The organism is Streptomyces tropicalis, from assembly GCF_029269835.1.
Classification (GTDB): domain Bacteria; phylum Actinomycetota; class Actinomycetes; order Streptomycetales; family Streptomycetaceae; genus Streptomyces; species Streptomyces tropicalis.
Genome location: NZ_JARJBB010000028.1, coordinates 1 through 14,867 on the forward strand (window position 1 = coordinate 1; position 14,867 = coordinate 14,867).

11 protein-coding genes are annotated in these 14,867 nt (G+C 71.7%); 5 read left to right on the plus strand and 6 right to left on the minus strand.

Annotated features, from left to right (window positions below):
- Positions 1–123: 123 nt before the first annotated feature.
- Positions 124–1,302, minus strand: a complete 1,179-nt coding sequence (locus P3H78_RS29770; RefSeq protein ID WP_276112285.1) for a saccharopine dehydrogenase family protein — start codon at positions 1,300–1,302, stop codon at positions 124–126.
- Positions 1,303–1,560: 258 nt separating this feature from the next.
- Between P3H78_RS29770 and P3H78_RS29775 the strand changes: the two genes are divergently transcribed.
- The 3 genes from P3H78_RS29775 (at position 1,561) to P3H78_RS29785 (ending at position 6,200) form a co-directional block, all read left to right on the plus strand.
- Positions 1,561–2,700 carry a CaiB/BaiF CoA transferase family protein gene (locus tag P3H78_RS29775; RefSeq protein WP_276112286.1) on the plus strand — a complete coding sequence of 380 codons (1,140 nt, stop codon included), beginning with the start codon at positions 1,561–1,563 and terminating at the stop codon, positions 2,698–2,700.
- 66 nt (positions 2,701–2,766) lie between these two features.
- The gene (locus tag P3H78_RS29780; protein WP_276112287.1) at positions 2,767–3,981 is read left to right on the plus strand and encodes an acetyl-CoA C-acetyltransferase; all 1,215 of its coding nucleotides are present in this window, start codon (positions 2,767–2,769) and stop codon (positions 3,979–3,981) included.
- Between the two features lie 41 nt (positions 3,982–4,022).
- Positions 4,023–6,200 (plus strand): 3-hydroxyacyl-CoA dehydrogenase NAD-binding domain-containing protein, encoded by a 2,178-nt coding sequence (locus P3H78_RS29785; RefSeq protein WP_276112288.1) that lies wholly within the window; start codon positions 4,023–4,025, stop codon positions 6,198–6,200.
- A gap of 12 nt (positions 6,201–6,212) precedes the next feature.
- On the opposite strand, the gene P3H78_RS29790 is transcribed toward P3H78_RS29785, so the two are convergent.
- Positions 6,213–6,956 (minus strand): MerR family transcriptional regulator, encoded by a 744-nt coding sequence (locus P3H78_RS29790; RefSeq protein ID WP_276112289.1) that lies wholly within the window; start codon positions 6,954–6,956, stop codon positions 6,213–6,215.
- 241 nt (positions 6,957–7,197) lie between these two features.
- On the opposite strand from P3H78_RS29790, the gene P3H78_RS29795 reads away from it, so the two are divergent.
- Positions 7,198–8,664 (plus strand): amino acid permease, encoded by a 1,467-nt coding sequence (locus P3H78_RS29795; RefSeq protein WP_276112290.1) that lies wholly within the window; start codon positions 7,198–7,200, stop codon positions 8,662–8,664.
- A gap of 134 nt (positions 8,665–8,798) precedes the next feature.
- Here the strand turns inward: P3H78_RS29795 and P3H78_RS29800 are convergent, their stop codons facing one another.
- The 4 genes from P3H78_RS29800 to P3H78_RS29815 are packed head-to-tail and all read right to left on the minus strand — an operon-like array spanning position 8,799 to position 12,482.
- Positions 8,799–9,209, minus strand: coding sequence for a hypothetical protein (locus tag P3H78_RS29800; RefSeq protein WP_276112291.1), 411 nt, complete (start codon positions 9,207–9,209; stop codon positions 8,799–8,801).
- A gap of 38 nt (positions 9,210–9,247) precedes the next feature.
- Entirely contained in the window at positions 9,248–9,661 is a 414-nt protein-coding gene (locus tag P3H78_RS29805) for a DUF4279 domain-containing protein (RefSeq protein ID WP_276112292.1), read from the minus strand.
- A gap of 29 nt (positions 9,662–9,690) precedes the next feature.
- On the minus strand, positions 9,691–10,953 hold the full coding sequence (locus P3H78_RS29810; protein ID WP_276112293.1) for a putative T7SS-secreted protein: 1,263 nt from the start codon (positions 10,951–10,953) through the stop codon (positions 9,691–9,693).
- A complete protein-coding gene (locus P3H78_RS29815) occupies positions 10,950–12,482 on the minus strand; it encodes a M1 family metallopeptidase (protein WP_276112294.1) in 1,533 nt (510 codons plus the stop codon). Before P3H78_RS29815 ends, P3H78_RS29810 begins: the two co-directional genes overlap by 4 nt.
- 209 nt (positions 12,483–12,691) lie before the next feature.
- Here P3H78_RS29815 and P3H78_RS29820 point away from each other — a divergent pair, with 209 nt between their 5' ends.
- Positions 12,692–14,665 (plus strand): Xaa-Pro dipeptidyl-peptidase, encoded by a 1,974-nt coding sequence (locus P3H78_RS29820; protein WP_276112295.1) that lies wholly within the window; start codon positions 12,692–12,694, stop codon positions 14,663–14,665.
- Positions 14,666–14,867 lie beyond the last annotated feature (202 nt).

A 14,867-nucleotide genomic window follows, 5' to 3' on the forward strand; every position in this document is an offset into this window, starting at 1 on the left:
GCCGGGCATTACGGTGGGACACGAAGACCTCCGTGCGGTGCAGTCCTAGACAGCTCCACCACACCGGAGGTCTTCGCCATGATCAAGCCCTGCAGCTGTCAACAACGCTCGTGATCAATACACCTAGCGGGTCGCCGCGACTCTGAAGGTGATGCCCGCCGCGCGCAGCCGCTCGATCAGCGCGTCGCCCATGGCCACGGCGGTGGTCAGCTGGCCCGCCACGGGGGGCAGGTCGTCGAAGGCCAGCGCGAGGGCCGCCTCGGCGAACATCTTCGCCGTCTCGTCGTAGCCCGGATCGCCGCCCGCGACCTCCGTGCGCACCCGGCGCCCTCCGCCCTCGCCGACGAAACGCACGGAGAACCAGCTCCGGGCCCGCTTCTCCGGGCTCGGGCCCTCGCCCGGCTTGAGCCGGCCGGACAGCCAGCGGCGCGCGGCCGGGACCTGGGCCGCGACGGCGACCGTGCCGACCGCCGCGATGCCGCCCAGCGCGAACGGCAGGTGCTCCACGGCCGCGTAGTGGCGGTAGCGGAAGTCGGGCCCGTAGCGGTCCAGGGCCCGTGCCGACCGGGCCACGATCTGCGGGTCGATCGTCGGCAGCGGCAGGGCCCACGCGCCGACCTCCTTGGCGAAGCGCGGCGCGCCGGCCGGGGCCGACGCCCGCCGCCCCACCAGACGCGGTTCGTACCGCCCCCGGTCCCGGGCCGCGGACCACATCTGCCGGGCCCGCGAGAACTGGGTGAGCGCGGAGGCGAAGGTGCCTCCCGAGAAGGCCGCGTCCACCCGGACGAACCCGTCCACGGTCAGCGGAACGCCCTCAGGCAGTTGCTGCATCGTGAAGTAGGCGCCCAGGTCGTGGGGGACGGAGTCGAACCCGCAGGCGTGCACCAGGCGCGCCCCGGACTCCCGCGCGCGGGCGTCGTGCCGGACGTAGACCAGGTCGACGAACTCGGGCTCGCCGGTCAGGTCCAGATAGTCCGTGCCGTGCTCCGCGCAGGCGGCGACCAGCTCCTCGCCGTAGTGCACGTAGGGGCCCACGGTGGTGGCCACCACGCGGGCCTGCCGGGCGAGTTCGTGCACCGAGGCCGGGTCGCCGACGTCCGCGCGCAGCACGTCGGGCTCCGCGCCGCCGGGCAGGTTCTCGCGCAGCTCGCGGAGCCGCTCCTCGCTGCGGCCCGCGATCGCCCAGCGCATCTCCCGGGGAGCGTGCGCGGCGAGATACTCCGCGGTGAGCGCTCCGACGAAGCCCGTGGCTCCGAAGAGCACGAGATCGTACGGACGGTCGGTCCTGTTCATCCTGCTCATGACACCCCTTGGTCCCGCTCCGGCCGGCTGTGGTCGCGCAGCCCGCGCCGCTGTCGGTGGCCGAGGCTAGCGTGAAGGGTGCGAGGCCCGGCGAGGGGCCCGAGGGTCCCGGCCACCGGGCGGCGGCCGGGCGGGCGGGCCGAGCGGGAGAAAGGCCGCGAACTTGACTAAGCGCTTGCTCGTCGGGTCTTGTGCCGACTGGAACACGTTCTTAGCATCGTCGGTGTTACATCGGTTGTGTCACAGCGAGGGGGCTGGATGACAACGGCTCGGACGCCGGGGCGGCACGGCCCGCTCACCGGCGTGCGCGTGGTCGAGCTCGCGGGCATCGGGCCCGGCCCGTTCGCCGCCATGCTCCTGGCCGACCTGGGCGCCGACGTCGTCCGGGTGGACCGGCCCGGCGGCCCCGGTCTCGGGATCGACCCCGCGCACGACGTCACCAACCGCAACAAGCGGTCGGTCCTCGTCGACCTGAAGGACCCCGACGGCCCCGGCCGCGTCCTCGACCTGGCCGCCCGCGCCGACGTCCTCGTCGAGGGCTACCGCCCCGGCGTCGCCGAGCGCCTCGGCGTGGGCCCGGACGCCTGCCACGCCCGCAACCCCCGTCTGGTCTACGGCCGGATGACCGGCTGGGGCCAGCAGGGCCCGCTCGCCCCGCGCGCCGGGCACGACATCGCCTACGTCGCCGTCACCGGCGCCCTCGGCCTGATCGGCCGTCCCGGCGAGCCGCCGGCCGTGCCCGCCAACCTCCTCGGCGACTACGCGGGCGGCTCGCTCTACCTCGTCGTCGGGATCCTCGCCGCCCTCCACCACGCGCGGGCCACCGGCGCCGGCCAGGTGGTGGACGCCGCGATCGTCGACGGCACCGCCCACCTGTCCGCCATGATCCACGGCATGCTCGCCGCCGGCGCCTGGCAGGACCGCCGCGGCGCCAACCTCCTCGACGGCGGCTGCCCCTACTACGGCACCTACGGGACCGCCGACGGCGGGTACATGGCGGTCGGTGCCCTGGAGGAGCGCTTCTACGGCGAGTTCCTCACCCTGCTCGGCCTGGCGGACCACGCCCCGGCCCACGCCGACCCCGGCCGCTGGGGCGCCCTGCGCGAGGCCGTCGCCGCCCGCTTCACGACCCGCACCCGGGACGAGTGGACGGAGGTCTTCCGCGACTCCGACGCCTGCGTCGCCCCCGTCCTGTCGCTGCGCGAGGCCCCGCACCACCCCCACCTCGCGGCCCGCGGCACCTTCACCGACCACGCCGGCATCACCCAGCCGGCCCCGGCACCCCGCTTCTCCGCGACCCCCACCGCCGTCCGGGCCGGACCCGCGCTCCCCGGCGCCGACACGGACGCCGTGGCCCGCGACTGGGACGTGCCCTCGCTCCGGGAGGACGGCGCCTGACGGACCCCCGGCCCGGCCGTCCCCCCACCCCGGCCCCGACCCCACCCCTCGTTGAAAGGCTTGTCAGTGAGCACCGAAGCGTACGTGTACGACGCGATCCGCACCCCGCGCGGGCGTGGCAAGGCCAACGGAGCCCTGCACGGCACGAAGCCCGTCGACCTGGTCGTCGGTCTCATCCACGAGATCCGCGACCGCTTCCCCGGCCTCGACCCGGCGGCCGTCGACGACATCGTGCTCGGTGTCGTCGGACCGGTCGGCGACCAGGGGTCCGACATCGCCCGCATCGCCGCCGTCGCGGCGGGGCTGCCGGACACCGTCGCGGGCGTCCAGGAGAACCGCTTCTGTGCCTCCGGCCTGGAAGCGGTCAACATGGCCGCCGCCAAGGTCCGCTCCGGCTGGGAGGACCTGGTGCTCGCCGGCGGCGTCGAGTCGATGTCCCGGGTGCCCATGGCCTCGGACGGCGGCGCCTGGTTCAACGACCCGATGACCAACCTCGAGACCAACTTCGTGCCGCAGGGCATCGGCGCCGACCTGATCGCCACCATCGAGGGCTTCACGCGCCGGGACGTCGACGAGTACGCCGCCCTGTCCCAGGAGCGGGCCGCCGCCGCCTGGAAGGACGGCCGCTTCGACCGCTCCGTCGTCCCGGTGAAGGACCGCGGCGGCCTCGTCGTCCTCGACCACGACGAGCACATGCGCCCCGGCACCACCGCCGACTCGCTCGCCTCGCTGAAGCCCTCCTTCGCCGACATCGGCGAACTCGGCGGCTTCGACGCGGTGGCGCTGCAGAAGTACCACTGGGTGGAGAGGATCGACCACGTCCACCACGCGGGCAACTCCTCCGGCATCGTCGACGGCGCCTCGCTGACCGCGATCGGCTCCCGTGAGGTCGGCGAGCGCTACGGCCTCACCCCGCGCGCCCGGATCGTGTCCGCCGCCGTCTCCGGCTCCGAGCCCACCATCATGCTCACCGGACCCGCCCCGGCCGCCCGCAAGGCGCTCGCCAAGGCCGGGCTGACCATCGACGACATCGACCTCGTCGAGATCAACGAGGCGTTCGCCGCGGTCGTGCTGCGCTTCGTCAAGGACATGGGCCTGTCCCTGGACAAGGTCAACGTCAACGGCGGCGCGATCGCGCTCGGCCACCCGCTCGGCGCCACCGGCGCCATCATCCTCGGCACCCTCGTCGACGAGCTGGAGCGCCAGGACAAGCGGTACGGCCTCGCCACGCTGTGCGTCGGCGGCGGCATGGGCATCGCCACGATCGTCGAGCGCGTCTGACCTCCCTGCGCCCCCCAGAGACCTCAACGGAGACCCCTGCCATGACCGAGAGCACCACCATCCGCTGGGAGCAGGACGACACCGGCGTCGTCACCCTCGTCCTCGACGACCCGGACCAGTCCGCGAACACCATGAACGCGGCCTTCCGCGCCTCCCTCGCCGCGGTCACCGACCGCCTGGAGGCCGAGAAGGACTCCATCCGCGGCATCATCTTCACCTCCGCCAAGAAGACCTTCTTCGCCGGCGGCGACCTGCGCGACCTCATCCGTGTCACCCCGGAGACGGCCCAGGACCTCTTCGACGGCGGCCTCGCCATCAAGCGCGACCTGCGCCGCATCGAGACCCTGGGCAAGCCGGTCGTCGCGGCGATCAACGGCGCCGCCCTGGGCGGCGGCTTCGAGCTCGCCCTCGCCTGCCACCACCGCGTCGCCCTCGACGCGCCCGGCACGAGGATCGGCTGCCCCGAGGTCACCCTCGGCCTGCTCCCGGGCGGCGGCGGCGTCGTGCGCACCGTGCGCCTGCTCGGCATCGCCGACGCGCTGCTGAAGGTCCTACTCCAGGGCACCCGGTACAACGCCCGGCGCGCCCAGGAGAACGGCCTAGTCCACGAGGTGGCGGCCACCCCCGAGGAACTCCTCGCGAAGGCCCGCGCGTTCGTCGACGCCCACCCCGAGTCGCAGCAGCCCTGGGACGTGCCGGGCTACCGCATCCCCGGCGGCACCCCGTCGAACCCGAAGTTCGCGGCCAACCTCCCCGCCTTCCCGGCCACCCTGCGCAAGCAGACCAACGGCGCCCCCTACCCGGCCCCGCGCCGCATCCTCGCGGCCGCCGTCGAGGGCGCCCAGGTCGACTTCCAGACCGCCCAGGTCATCGAGGCCCGCTACTTCGTGGAGCTGGCCGCCGGGCAGACCTCGAAGAACATGATCCAGGCGTTCTTCTTCGACCTCCAGGCCGTCAACTCCGGCGCCAGCCGCCCCGACGGCGTGGACCGGCGCACCGTGCGGAAGGCCGCCGTGCTCGGCGCCGGGATGATGGGCGCGGGCATCGCCTACGCCTGCGCCCGCGCCGGCATCGACGTCGTCCTCAAGGACGTGTCCCTGGAGGCCGCCGTCAAGGGCAAGGGCTACTCCGAGCAGCTGTGCGACAAGGCCGTCGCCAAGGGCCGCACCAGCCGGGAGAAGGCGGACGCGCTGCTCGCCCGCATCACGCCCACCGCCGACGTCCAGGACCTCGCCGGCTGCGACGCGGTGATCGAGGCCGTCTTCGAGGACGCCGCCCTCAAGCACAAGGTCTTCGAGGAGATCGAGCAGGTCGTCGCGCCCGACGCGCTGCTCTGCTCCAACACCTCCACCCTGCCCATCACCCTGCTCGCCGAGGGAGTGGAGCGGCAGACCGACTTCGTCGGACTGCACTTCTTCTCGCCCGTCGACAAGATGCCCCTGGTGGAGATCATCAGGGGGGAGCGCACCGGCGATGAGGCCCTGGCCCGCGCCTTCGACCTGGTCCGGCAGATCGACAAGACGCCCATCGTCGTCAACGACTCGCGCGGCTTCTTCACCTCCCGGGTGATCGGCCACTTCATCAACGAGGGCGTCGCGATGGTCGGCGAGGGGGTCGAGCCCGCCTCCGTCGAGCAGGCCGCCGCGCAGGCGGGCTACCCGGCCAAGGTGCTGTCCCTGATGGACGAGCTCACCCTGACCCTGCCGCGCAAGATCCGCAACGAGTCCCGGCGCGCCGTCGAGGAGGCGGGCGGCACCTGGGCCGCGCACCCCGCCGAGGCCGTCATCGACCGCATGGTCGACGAGTTCGGCCGCCCGGGCCGCAGCGGCGGCGCCGGCTTCTACGAGTACGGCGAGGACGGCCGGCGCGCCGGGCTGTGGCCGGGACTGCGCGAGCACTTCACCCGGCCCGGGCACGAGATCCCGTTCCGGGACCTGCAGGAGCGCATGCTCTTCTCCGAGGCGCTCGACACCGTCCGGCTGCTCGAGGAGGGCGTGCTGACCTCGGTGGCCGACGCCAACATCGGCTCCCTCCTCGGCATCGGCTTCCCGGGCTGGACGGGCGGCGTGCTGCAGTACGTCAACGGCTACGAGGGCGGCCTGCCCGGCTTCGTGGCCCGCGCACGGGAGCTCGCCGAACGCTACGGCGAGCGCTTCACCCCGCCCGCCCTGCTGGTGGAGAAGGCGGAGCGCGGGGAGACCTTCACCGACGCGCGCTGACGCGTCCGCCGCTCACGCCGAGGAAGCGCCCCCGGGATCCCCCTCCCGGGGGCGCTCCGCGCGCGGGCCGTCGATCCACTCCCGCAGCTCCTCCTTCAGCGCCCGCTGGAAGGTGGTCAGCAGCGCCTGCACCACCAGCGGGTGCATGTGGGCGGACAGCGACCGCACGTCCTGCGCGTCCCGCTCGGCCACGGCCTCCCGCAGCAGCCGCGACAGCTCGCGCGCGGCCGCCCGGGCGTGCCCGACCAGTGCGGTGCGGGCCGCGAGGACCGTCCCCTCGGACAGCGGCACGTCGAGCAGCTCCACGCCGAGGCGCAGCAGGCCGGAGTCGACGCGGTAGGCGTCCCCGTCCCGGGCGAGCACGTCCATCGACGCCAGGCGCTCCAGGTCCTCCCCGCTCAGGCTGCGGCCGGCCCGCCGCTCCACCTCCGCCGCCGACAGGGTCTCCCGCGCGTCCGGCGTCCAGGAGGCGACCACCGCGCGGTGCAGGGCGAGGTCGTGCGGGGTGAGGTCCGGCGGCAGCTGCCGCAGGTGGCGCTCGATCGCGGCGAGGGTCATGCCCTGGTGCTGCATCTCCTCGATCAGCGCGAGCCGGGCGAGGTGCTCCCGCCCGTAGCGCCCCACCCGGCGCGGTCCGATCTCGGGGGGCGGCAGCAGGCCGCGGGTGCCGTAGAAGCGGACCGTGCGCACCGTGACACCGGCCCGCGCGGCCAGCTCGTCGATCGTGAGGGTCGGCTCCCCGGTGTCGGTCGTCATGTGCAGCAGTATCGCTGTCTCACCAGTGCTGTGAAACCCGGATCCGCCCCCGGCGGAACCCGTGGAGCGCGCGCGGAGATCATGTGAGAAGGACCGCTGTGTGACATGGGCCATCGCATGAGAAGTGATCTCCCTGGGAAGCTGCTGCCTTGGTCTGTACCGCGTCATGGGTGGTGCGGGCCGCGACACGTACGGCCCCCCGGGCGCACACCGCCCGGGGCCCAAGGAAGTGGAACCACCCGTGAGCAAGGACTCCGTGCACACGGCACCCGTCGCCGAACACCCCCAGGCGACCGGGACGCCCGCAGACGCGGGCGACGCCGGTTACAGCAAGGACCTCAAGCACCGCCACGTCAACATGATCGCCATCGGCGGCGCCATCGGCACCGGACTGTTCCTGGGTGCCGGCGGCCGCCTCCACACCGCGGGCCCGGCCCTGGCACTGGCCTACCTGGTCTGCGGCGTCTTCGCGTTCTTCGTCGTCCGCGCCCTGGGCGAGCTGGTCCTGTACCGGCCCTCGTCCGGGTCGTTCGTGTCGTACGCGCGCGAGTTCCTCGGCGAGAAGGGTGCCTACGTCGCCGGCTGGATGTACTTCCTGAACTGGTCGACCACCGGCATCGCCGACATCACCGCGATCGCGCTCTACACGCACTACTGGAGCATGTTCACGCCGGTCCCGCAGTGGGTCCTGGCGCTGATCGCCCTGGCGGTCGTCCTCACGGTGAACCTGATCTCGGTGAAGATCTTCGGCGAGATGGAGTTCTGGTTCTCCATCGTCAAGGTCGCCACCCTGGTCGGCTTCATGCTGATCGGCATCTTCCTGCTGGCCACGCAGCACCACGTCGGCGGCCAGGCCCCCGGCATGCACGTGATCTCCGACCACGGCGGCGTCTTCCCGCACGGCATGATGCCGGTCGTCCTGGTCATGCAGGGCGTGATCTTCGCCTACGCCGCCCTGGAGCTGGTCGGCGTCGCGGCCGGCGAGACCTCCGAGCCGGAGAAGATCGTCCCGCGCGCGGTGAACTCGATCATGTGGCGCGTGGGCCTCTTCTACTGCGGTTCGGTCGTCCTGCTCGCCCTGCTGCTGCCCGGTTCGGTCTACTCGGCCGACGAGAGCCCCTTCGTCACCGTCCTGTCCCGGATCGGCGTCCCCGCCGCCGGCGACGTGATGAACCTGGTGGTCCTCACCGCCGCCATGTCCTCGCTGAACTCCGGCCTGTACTCCACCGGCCGCATCCTGCGCTCCATGGCCATGGCGGGCTCGGCGCCCAGGTTCACCCGCGTGATGAGCCGCAGCCAGGTGCCCTACGGCGGCATCCTGCTGACCTGCGCGGTCTGCGTGCTCGGCGTGGGCCTGAACTACCTGATGCCCAGCCAGGCCTTCGAGATCGTGCTGAACGTCGCCTCCCTCGGCATCGTCAGCACCTGGGTGATCATCATGATCTGCCACCTGGTCTTCGTCCGCCGCGCCAAGGAGGGCCTGGTCACCCGGCCGACGTTCCGCCTGCCCCTCAGCCCGGTCACCGAGATCGCCACGATCGTCTTCCTGCTGGCCTGCCTCGGCATGATGTGGGACGACCCCGAGGTCGGCCGCAAGACCCTGCTCCTCATCCCGCTGATCGCCGTCCTCCTGGTCGCCGGCTGGTTCGGCGTCCGCCGCCGCGTCTCGCAGGCCGCGGACCGGGAGCTGTCGGGCATCACCGAGTAGGGTCCGACTCCGGACGGCTCTGGTCCAGAGCAGGGACGACGCGAGTACGACCGCCACCTCGTAGGAGGTGGCGGTCTTCTCGTCTCTGGTGGCAATGCCGCGGAACGCGCCGCCGTAGACCGCCGTCCGGGGGTTCAGTCGAGCCAGGCGAGGGGGTCTTCCTCGTCCTCCCCGGATTCCCGGACCGTCGTGAAGGTGACGGGGACCTCTAGCTCTGCAAGACCCGCGAGAACGCCCGGCGAGATGAGGAGTCCCGTTCCTGACTCCTCGGCAATTCCTGCCAGATCGACCTTAACGGATTTTCCCGCCTCCTTCAGCGCGTCCAGCGCCGGCTTGCGGCGGCTGAGGAGTCCGATAAGCTTCTCGGCCTGTTCGTCGACGCTTTTCGAATGCCGCTCGTCAACGGTGAGCGTGGCCCAGCCAGGGCTGGAATACGTGTCCACTCCTTTGGACGAAGAGAACTCTTCGCTGTCGGTCAGTTGCAACTCGGTAATCAGAAAAGTGGAATTCACTTCCTGACCTGTGATGACCAGGGACGTGCTCAAATTACCCCACGGTTTCAACTTCGCTCCAGTCCGTACTTTCAGCGCTCGTTCATATTGGCCGCGACTCGGAGGGGGAGTCCGAGCAATGCAATTCGCTTGACTTCCTCCGGCTGGAGGGTGAGGGTGCAGTCGTTCCCGGAAAATCCGTAGATGTCGACGATCACCTCGTATCCCCGTTCGATCAGTTGCACGAGTTCGGTCCGCTTGCTTTCCGCAGTGGCAAGGATGTTTCCCAGCTGCTCATGAAGGTCCCGACTGACGTTCGAGTCGCAGTTGATTCCCCACTGTCCGTCGATCTCGCCCGGGCGACTCCATTTGCTGGGTCCCGGGTTGCGTACCCCGGTGGGCTCGATGCCGAGGAAGGACGTGATTTCCTCGGGCTGGAGATCATGCCCCTTGATGGCGAGTGATACATCCGTCAACACCCAGTGACGTTTTTTTGTTGCATCCATGTACGGCTCTCCTTGCAGGTTGAGACATTCTACTTGAGCTCGCGGCACGCAGCCCAGTGAACATTTCCCATACCAGGCTTCAGCAGTTCGCTCAGCGGGGTCTCTCTGTCAACGCTCGTCGAATTCTCGAACACGCTGAAACCTCCACCGCCTGTTGAGGCGGGAGGCCCCAGCGTGTAGTTTGGAATTGCCTTCCCCGGTCCGAATGTCTCTACGTAACCTCCCGGGTACACGCCTCGCTCGACAGTCAGACCGTTGAGTCCGGGAAGTGCATCTCTGTGCTGCACGTAGAAAGAGATGTGGGTTCCCTCGGGGATGACGGTTTCGCCGGCCCTGCTTTTGAGATAACCGTGACCGGCGAAGACTTTTTCCCCGTCCATTCGGCCACCGGCGAGCACTCGGTCCGCATAGTACCGGCCATCAGTGTCCGGCCATTTCTTGTTCACTATCTGCGGGTTGGAGTCGCGCAGCGCCTGCATGACATCGGCGCGCTCGGGCATAGGGTCCTGGGAACCTCTGGCGACCTGACGCTCGAAGCTCTCCCTTAATCCGCGTTGCGCTGCCGACTCCAGGCCCTCCTTGGCCGCCATACGCAGTCCGCCACGGGCGAGGCCTGCGCCTTTGGTGCCGACGAGTTCGGGGATGAGGCGGCCGACGAATTCGGAGGGGTCCTTCTTGAAGCCGTCGATCGCTGCCTGGGGGACGCGTTCGGGGTGGGTGGCGGTGGAGACCAGTCCGGCCAGGGTCATGCTGACGTTCTGGGCGTAGGCGGCCGGGTGGGTGAGGTTGTAGGGGTCCATCGGGTCGAGGCCGCGGGCGAAGTTGACCAGGCCCCCGGTGCCCTTGAGGACACCGCCCACGACGTGGGTGAGTTCGGTGTTGGCGGCCTGCAGACCGTCCGTGAAGTCGTTCCCGAGGCGTTCCAGCGGCGGCGGTTCGGCGGGTGCGTGTGCGAGGGCCGCCTTCACCTTGCTCTGCGCTTCGGATGCGGCCGTGTTGCGCTGCTTGCGCGCCTCGCGCAGTTTGTCGAAGGCCGCCTTGGCGTCGGCCTTCCCCGCGTTGTGGTCCGGCTCCGGCTTCGGTCCCGGATCCTGCTCCGCCCGGACCTTGGCGGTATACACCTGGGCCTTGATCCGGTAGGCGTCGGCCGCTTCCTTCGCAGCCCTGGTGCCCTGCTTGTAGAGCTCGACGGCCTCCTCGGTCTGCGTCTGCGCCCACTTCACCGTGTCCGCGTACGCCTCGCCTGCGTCGGCAAAGGACGCCCGATTGCCGTCTTCGTGACGCCAGGTCAACGCTGTAACAGCGTCTGCGTACGCGTCGTTCCTGCTCCGGGCGAGATCCGTCTGAAGGTGGCCCCCGGCGCCCGGCCGCCGCGGACGGCCATCCTCACGGCGACGGCAGGGGCGACGGCCGCCGCCCGCGCCGCGGGCGCGGCCGGCTTCGACGGCTGGAACAGCCAGGTGTCGAAGAGCGTCCCGAGCCGCTTCCCGGACACCTTCTCGGCGTACTTCTCGAAGTCGGCCACCGAGGCGTTGCCGTACGCGTGCTGCTTCGGCCAGCCCTTCAGGACCGCGAAGAAGGCGCGGTCGCCGACGGCGTTGCGCAGCGCCTGGATCGCCAGCGCGCCCCGGTCGTAGACGGGCAGCTCGAACTGGTTCTCCGGGCCCGGGTCGCCGGGCTTCACGGTCCAGAAGGCGTCGTCGGCCGGATGCGACGCGTACACGTAGTCGGCGAGCTCCTGCGTGGTGCCCTCGCCCTCGTGCTCGGACCACAGCCACTGCGCGTACCGGGCGAACCCCTCGTTGAGCCAGATGTCCTTCCAGCCCTTGAGCGACACGTCGTCGCCGTACCACTGGTGGGCCAGCTCGTGCACGACGACGGAGGTGTTGGAGCCGGCCGCGAACTGCTTCGGGCTGTAGTAGACCCGGGTCTGCGTCTCCAGGGCGTACCCGGTGGTGGTGGCGGGGACGTAGCCGCCGGCCGAGCTGAACGGATACGGCCCGAAATAGCCGCTCAGCCAGTCGACCAGTTCCCCGGTGCGCTCCACGCTCGCCCGCGCCGCGCCGTCGTTGGCGCCGAGGTTCCGGCTGTACGCGTTGATCACCGGCACCCCGCCCTCGGAGGTGCCCGTGGTGATGTCGAACCGGCCGATCGCGAGCGTGGCCAGATACGTCGCCTGGGGCTTGTCCTGCCGCCAGTTGTAGCGGGTCCAGCCGCGCTGCGAGACGGTCGACTGCAGTGTGCCGTTGGAGAGCGCCTGGGTGCCGTCCGGCACGGCGACCGACACGTCGTAGGTGGCCTTGTCCCGGGGGTGGTCGTTGCTCGGGAACCACCACCATGCCGCCTCGGGCTCGTCCGCCGCGACCGCTCCGTCCGCGGTGCGGTGCCAGGTATTGAAGCCGTAGGCGCTCTTCGTCGACGGCACCCCGTGGTAGCGGACGACGACCGTGACCGGGGTGCCCTTGGCCAGCGGGTTCTTCGGCGTGACCACCAGCTCGTGCTCGCCGGAGGAGGTGAAGGCGGCCCGGGCGCCGTTCACCCGCACCTCGCTCACGTCCAGCAGGAAGTCCAGGTCGAAGCGGGAGAGGTCCTGCGTGGCCCGCGCCTGGATCGTGGCGGTGCCCTGGAGCTCGTCGGTCGAGGGCCGGTAGGCCAGCCGGAGGTCGTAGTGGGAGACGTCGTACCCCCCGTTGCCGTACATCGGGTAGTAGGGGTCGCCGATGCCCGGCGCGCCGGGGGAGTAGGTCGCGGCGGAGGCCGGGATCGCCAGCAGCAGGGACGCGGCCGCGAGTGCGCCCGGAGCGATGGTTCTGCGGTGCACGAGAACTCCAAGTCGTAGGGGCACGGAATCTGTCCGGAGCCTATTGAGTCCCCGCCCTCCCGGGCGTGTCCATGACTGCTCCTGTCACACGATCGCCATCCGGCCGCCACGCACGACCGGCCCCTAAGGATCGTTCTCGGCCACCTGCGTCCGACAGGGCATCAAGTGTGCTCTTCTGTAGGGCAGTTGACCCCGGTAGCGTCCCGCCCATGCCGACACGCATGCGCTGTGCGCACCTGAGACCGCTCCTCGTGGCGGTCGTCGCCGCCCTGGCGGCCGCACTCCTCACCCCGGCGGCGGCCGCCCACGGCGCCCCGCGCGAGAGCCGGCCCGCTGACGAGAGCCGGCCCGTCTACTCGTACGCGAACGCCGTCCGCGAGGCGGTCTGGGTGGACACCGGCCTCGACCTCGACGGCGACGGCCGCACCGACCGCGTGGCCGCCGACATCGTCCGGCCCCGCGAACCCGCGCTCCGGGGCCGGAGAATCCCCGTGATCATGGACGCCAGCCCCTACTACTCCTGCTGCGGGCGCGGCAACGAGAACCAGAAGAAGACGTACGACGCGCACGGCGCCGTCGCGCGGATGCCGCTCTTCTACGACAACTACTTCGTGCCCCGCGGCTACGCCGTGATCGGTGTCGACCTCGCCGGAACCAACCGCTCCGACGGCTGCGTCGACGTCGGCGGCCCCTCCGACGTCCAGTCCGCCAAGGCCGTGATCGACTGGCTCGGCGGCCGCGCCCGCGGCTACACCACCCGCACTGGCTCGACCCGGGTCACCGCGGACTGGAGCAACGGCCGCACCGGCATGATCGGCAAGAGCTGGGACGGCACCATCGCCAACGGCGTGGCCGCCACCGGCGTGCCCGGCCTGCGCACCATCGTGCCGATCAGCGCCATATCCTCCTGGTACGACTACTACTTCGCCCAGGGCGCGCCGCTCTACGACTCCGGCCCCGACTGGCTCTCCGACTACGTCGAGAGCCCCGCGGCCCGCTCCCACTGCGCCGCCGTGCAGCACCGGCTCGTCACGGGCGCCCCGCGCAACGGCGACTGGACCCCGCTGTGGACCCGGCGCGACTACGTCCGCTCCGCCGCCCGCGTCCGGGCCAGCGTCTTCCTGGTGCACGGCCTGCAGGACCTCAACGTCCGCACCAAGAACTTCGGCCAGTGGTGGGACGCCCTCGCCGCGCACGGCGTCCACCGCAAGATCTGGCTCTCGCAGACCGGCCACGTCGACCCCTTCGACTACCGCCGCGGCGCCTGGGTCGACACCCTGCACCGCTGGTTCGACCACGAACTCCTCGGCTACGACAACGGAATCGACCGCGCGCCCATGGCCGACGTCGAGCGCCACCCCGACCAGTGGGTGACCTCCGCGGTCTGGCCGCCGAGCGGCACCGCCCCCGCCGTCCTGCGGCCCGCCCCCGGCGACCGCGCCGGCGTCGGCGTCCTCGGACTGCGCCGCGCCCGCGGCACGGAGACCTTCACCGACGACCCCCGGCACAGCGAGACCGACTGGGCCGCGCAGATCGGCACGCCCACCCCGGACAAGGCCGGCTTCGTCAGCCGCCCCCTCACCCGCGACCTGCGGCTGTCCGGCTCCTCCCGGGTCACCGTCACCGCCACCCCGACCACGTCCGCGGCCCACCTGTCCGCCGTCCTCGTCGACGTGGGCCCCGACACCATCCGCGACTACGCCGACGCCGCCGAGGGCATCACCACGTTCACCGACCGCACCTGCTGGGGCGCGAGCACCGCCGCGGACAGCGCCTGCTTCCTGCGCACCGCGGCCCGCACCACCGCCGTCGACCGCACCGTCGTCAGCCGAGGCTGGGCCGACCTCGGCCACTGGGCCCCGGGCCTGAAGGGCGTCCCGCTCACCCCGGGACGGGCCTGCACCATCACCCTGGACCTGGCCGCCACCGACCACGTGGTGCCGAAGGGCCACCGGCTGGCGCTGATCGTCGCGGGCACCGACAAGGACCTCATCGATCCGCCCGCCGGGACCCCGACGCTCACCCTGGACCTGGCGCGCACCTCGGCCCGGCTCCCACTGGTGGGCGGCGAGGCCGCCTTCGCCCGCGCCACCGCAGGCCCGGGCCCGGCCGCCGCGCTCTCCGGAGACACGGCCGCCGGCGTCGGCGCCCCGCGCGCCGTGTCCCGGATCCCCGGGCACTGACCGGACCGGGCGGCCGGGTCCACCGGCCCGGCCGCCCGCCCGCCGCCACGGGAGCGCGCCTCCGGCCCTGCCGCCACCGGCGGCCGGTGTCGGGTCCCGCCGCCCGGACGCCGGGGCGGCGCCACGCATGCGGACGGCAACCGCCCTCCGCGCGCCGCCCCCTCCCACGGACTGCGCACCCGGCGGCCGCCGCCGTGCCCGC

Coding starts and splice junctions, on each gene's coding strand:
- P3H78_RS29770 (WP_276112285.1), bottom strand. CDS start 1,302: ATGAGCAGGATGAACAGGACCGACCGTCCGTACGATCTCGTGCTCTTC.
- P3H78_RS29820 (WP_276112295.1), top strand. CDS start 12,692: ATGCCGACACGCATGCGCTGTGCGCACCTGAGACCGCTCCTCGTGGCG.
- P3H78_RS29805 (WP_276112292.1), bottom strand. CDS start 9,661: ATGGATGCAACAAAAAAACGTCACTGGGTGTTGACGGATGTATCACTC.
- P3H78_RS29790 (WP_276112289.1), bottom strand. CDS start 6,956: ATGACGACCGACACCGGGGAGCCGACCCTCACGATCGACGAGCTGGCC.
- P3H78_RS29775 (WP_276112286.1), top strand. CDS start 1,561: ATGACAACGGCTCGGACGCCGGGGCGGCACGGCCCGCTCACCGGCGTG.
- P3H78_RS29785 (WP_276112288.1), top strand. CDS start 4,023: ATGACCGAGAGCACCACCATCCGCTGGGAGCAGGACGACACCGGCGTC.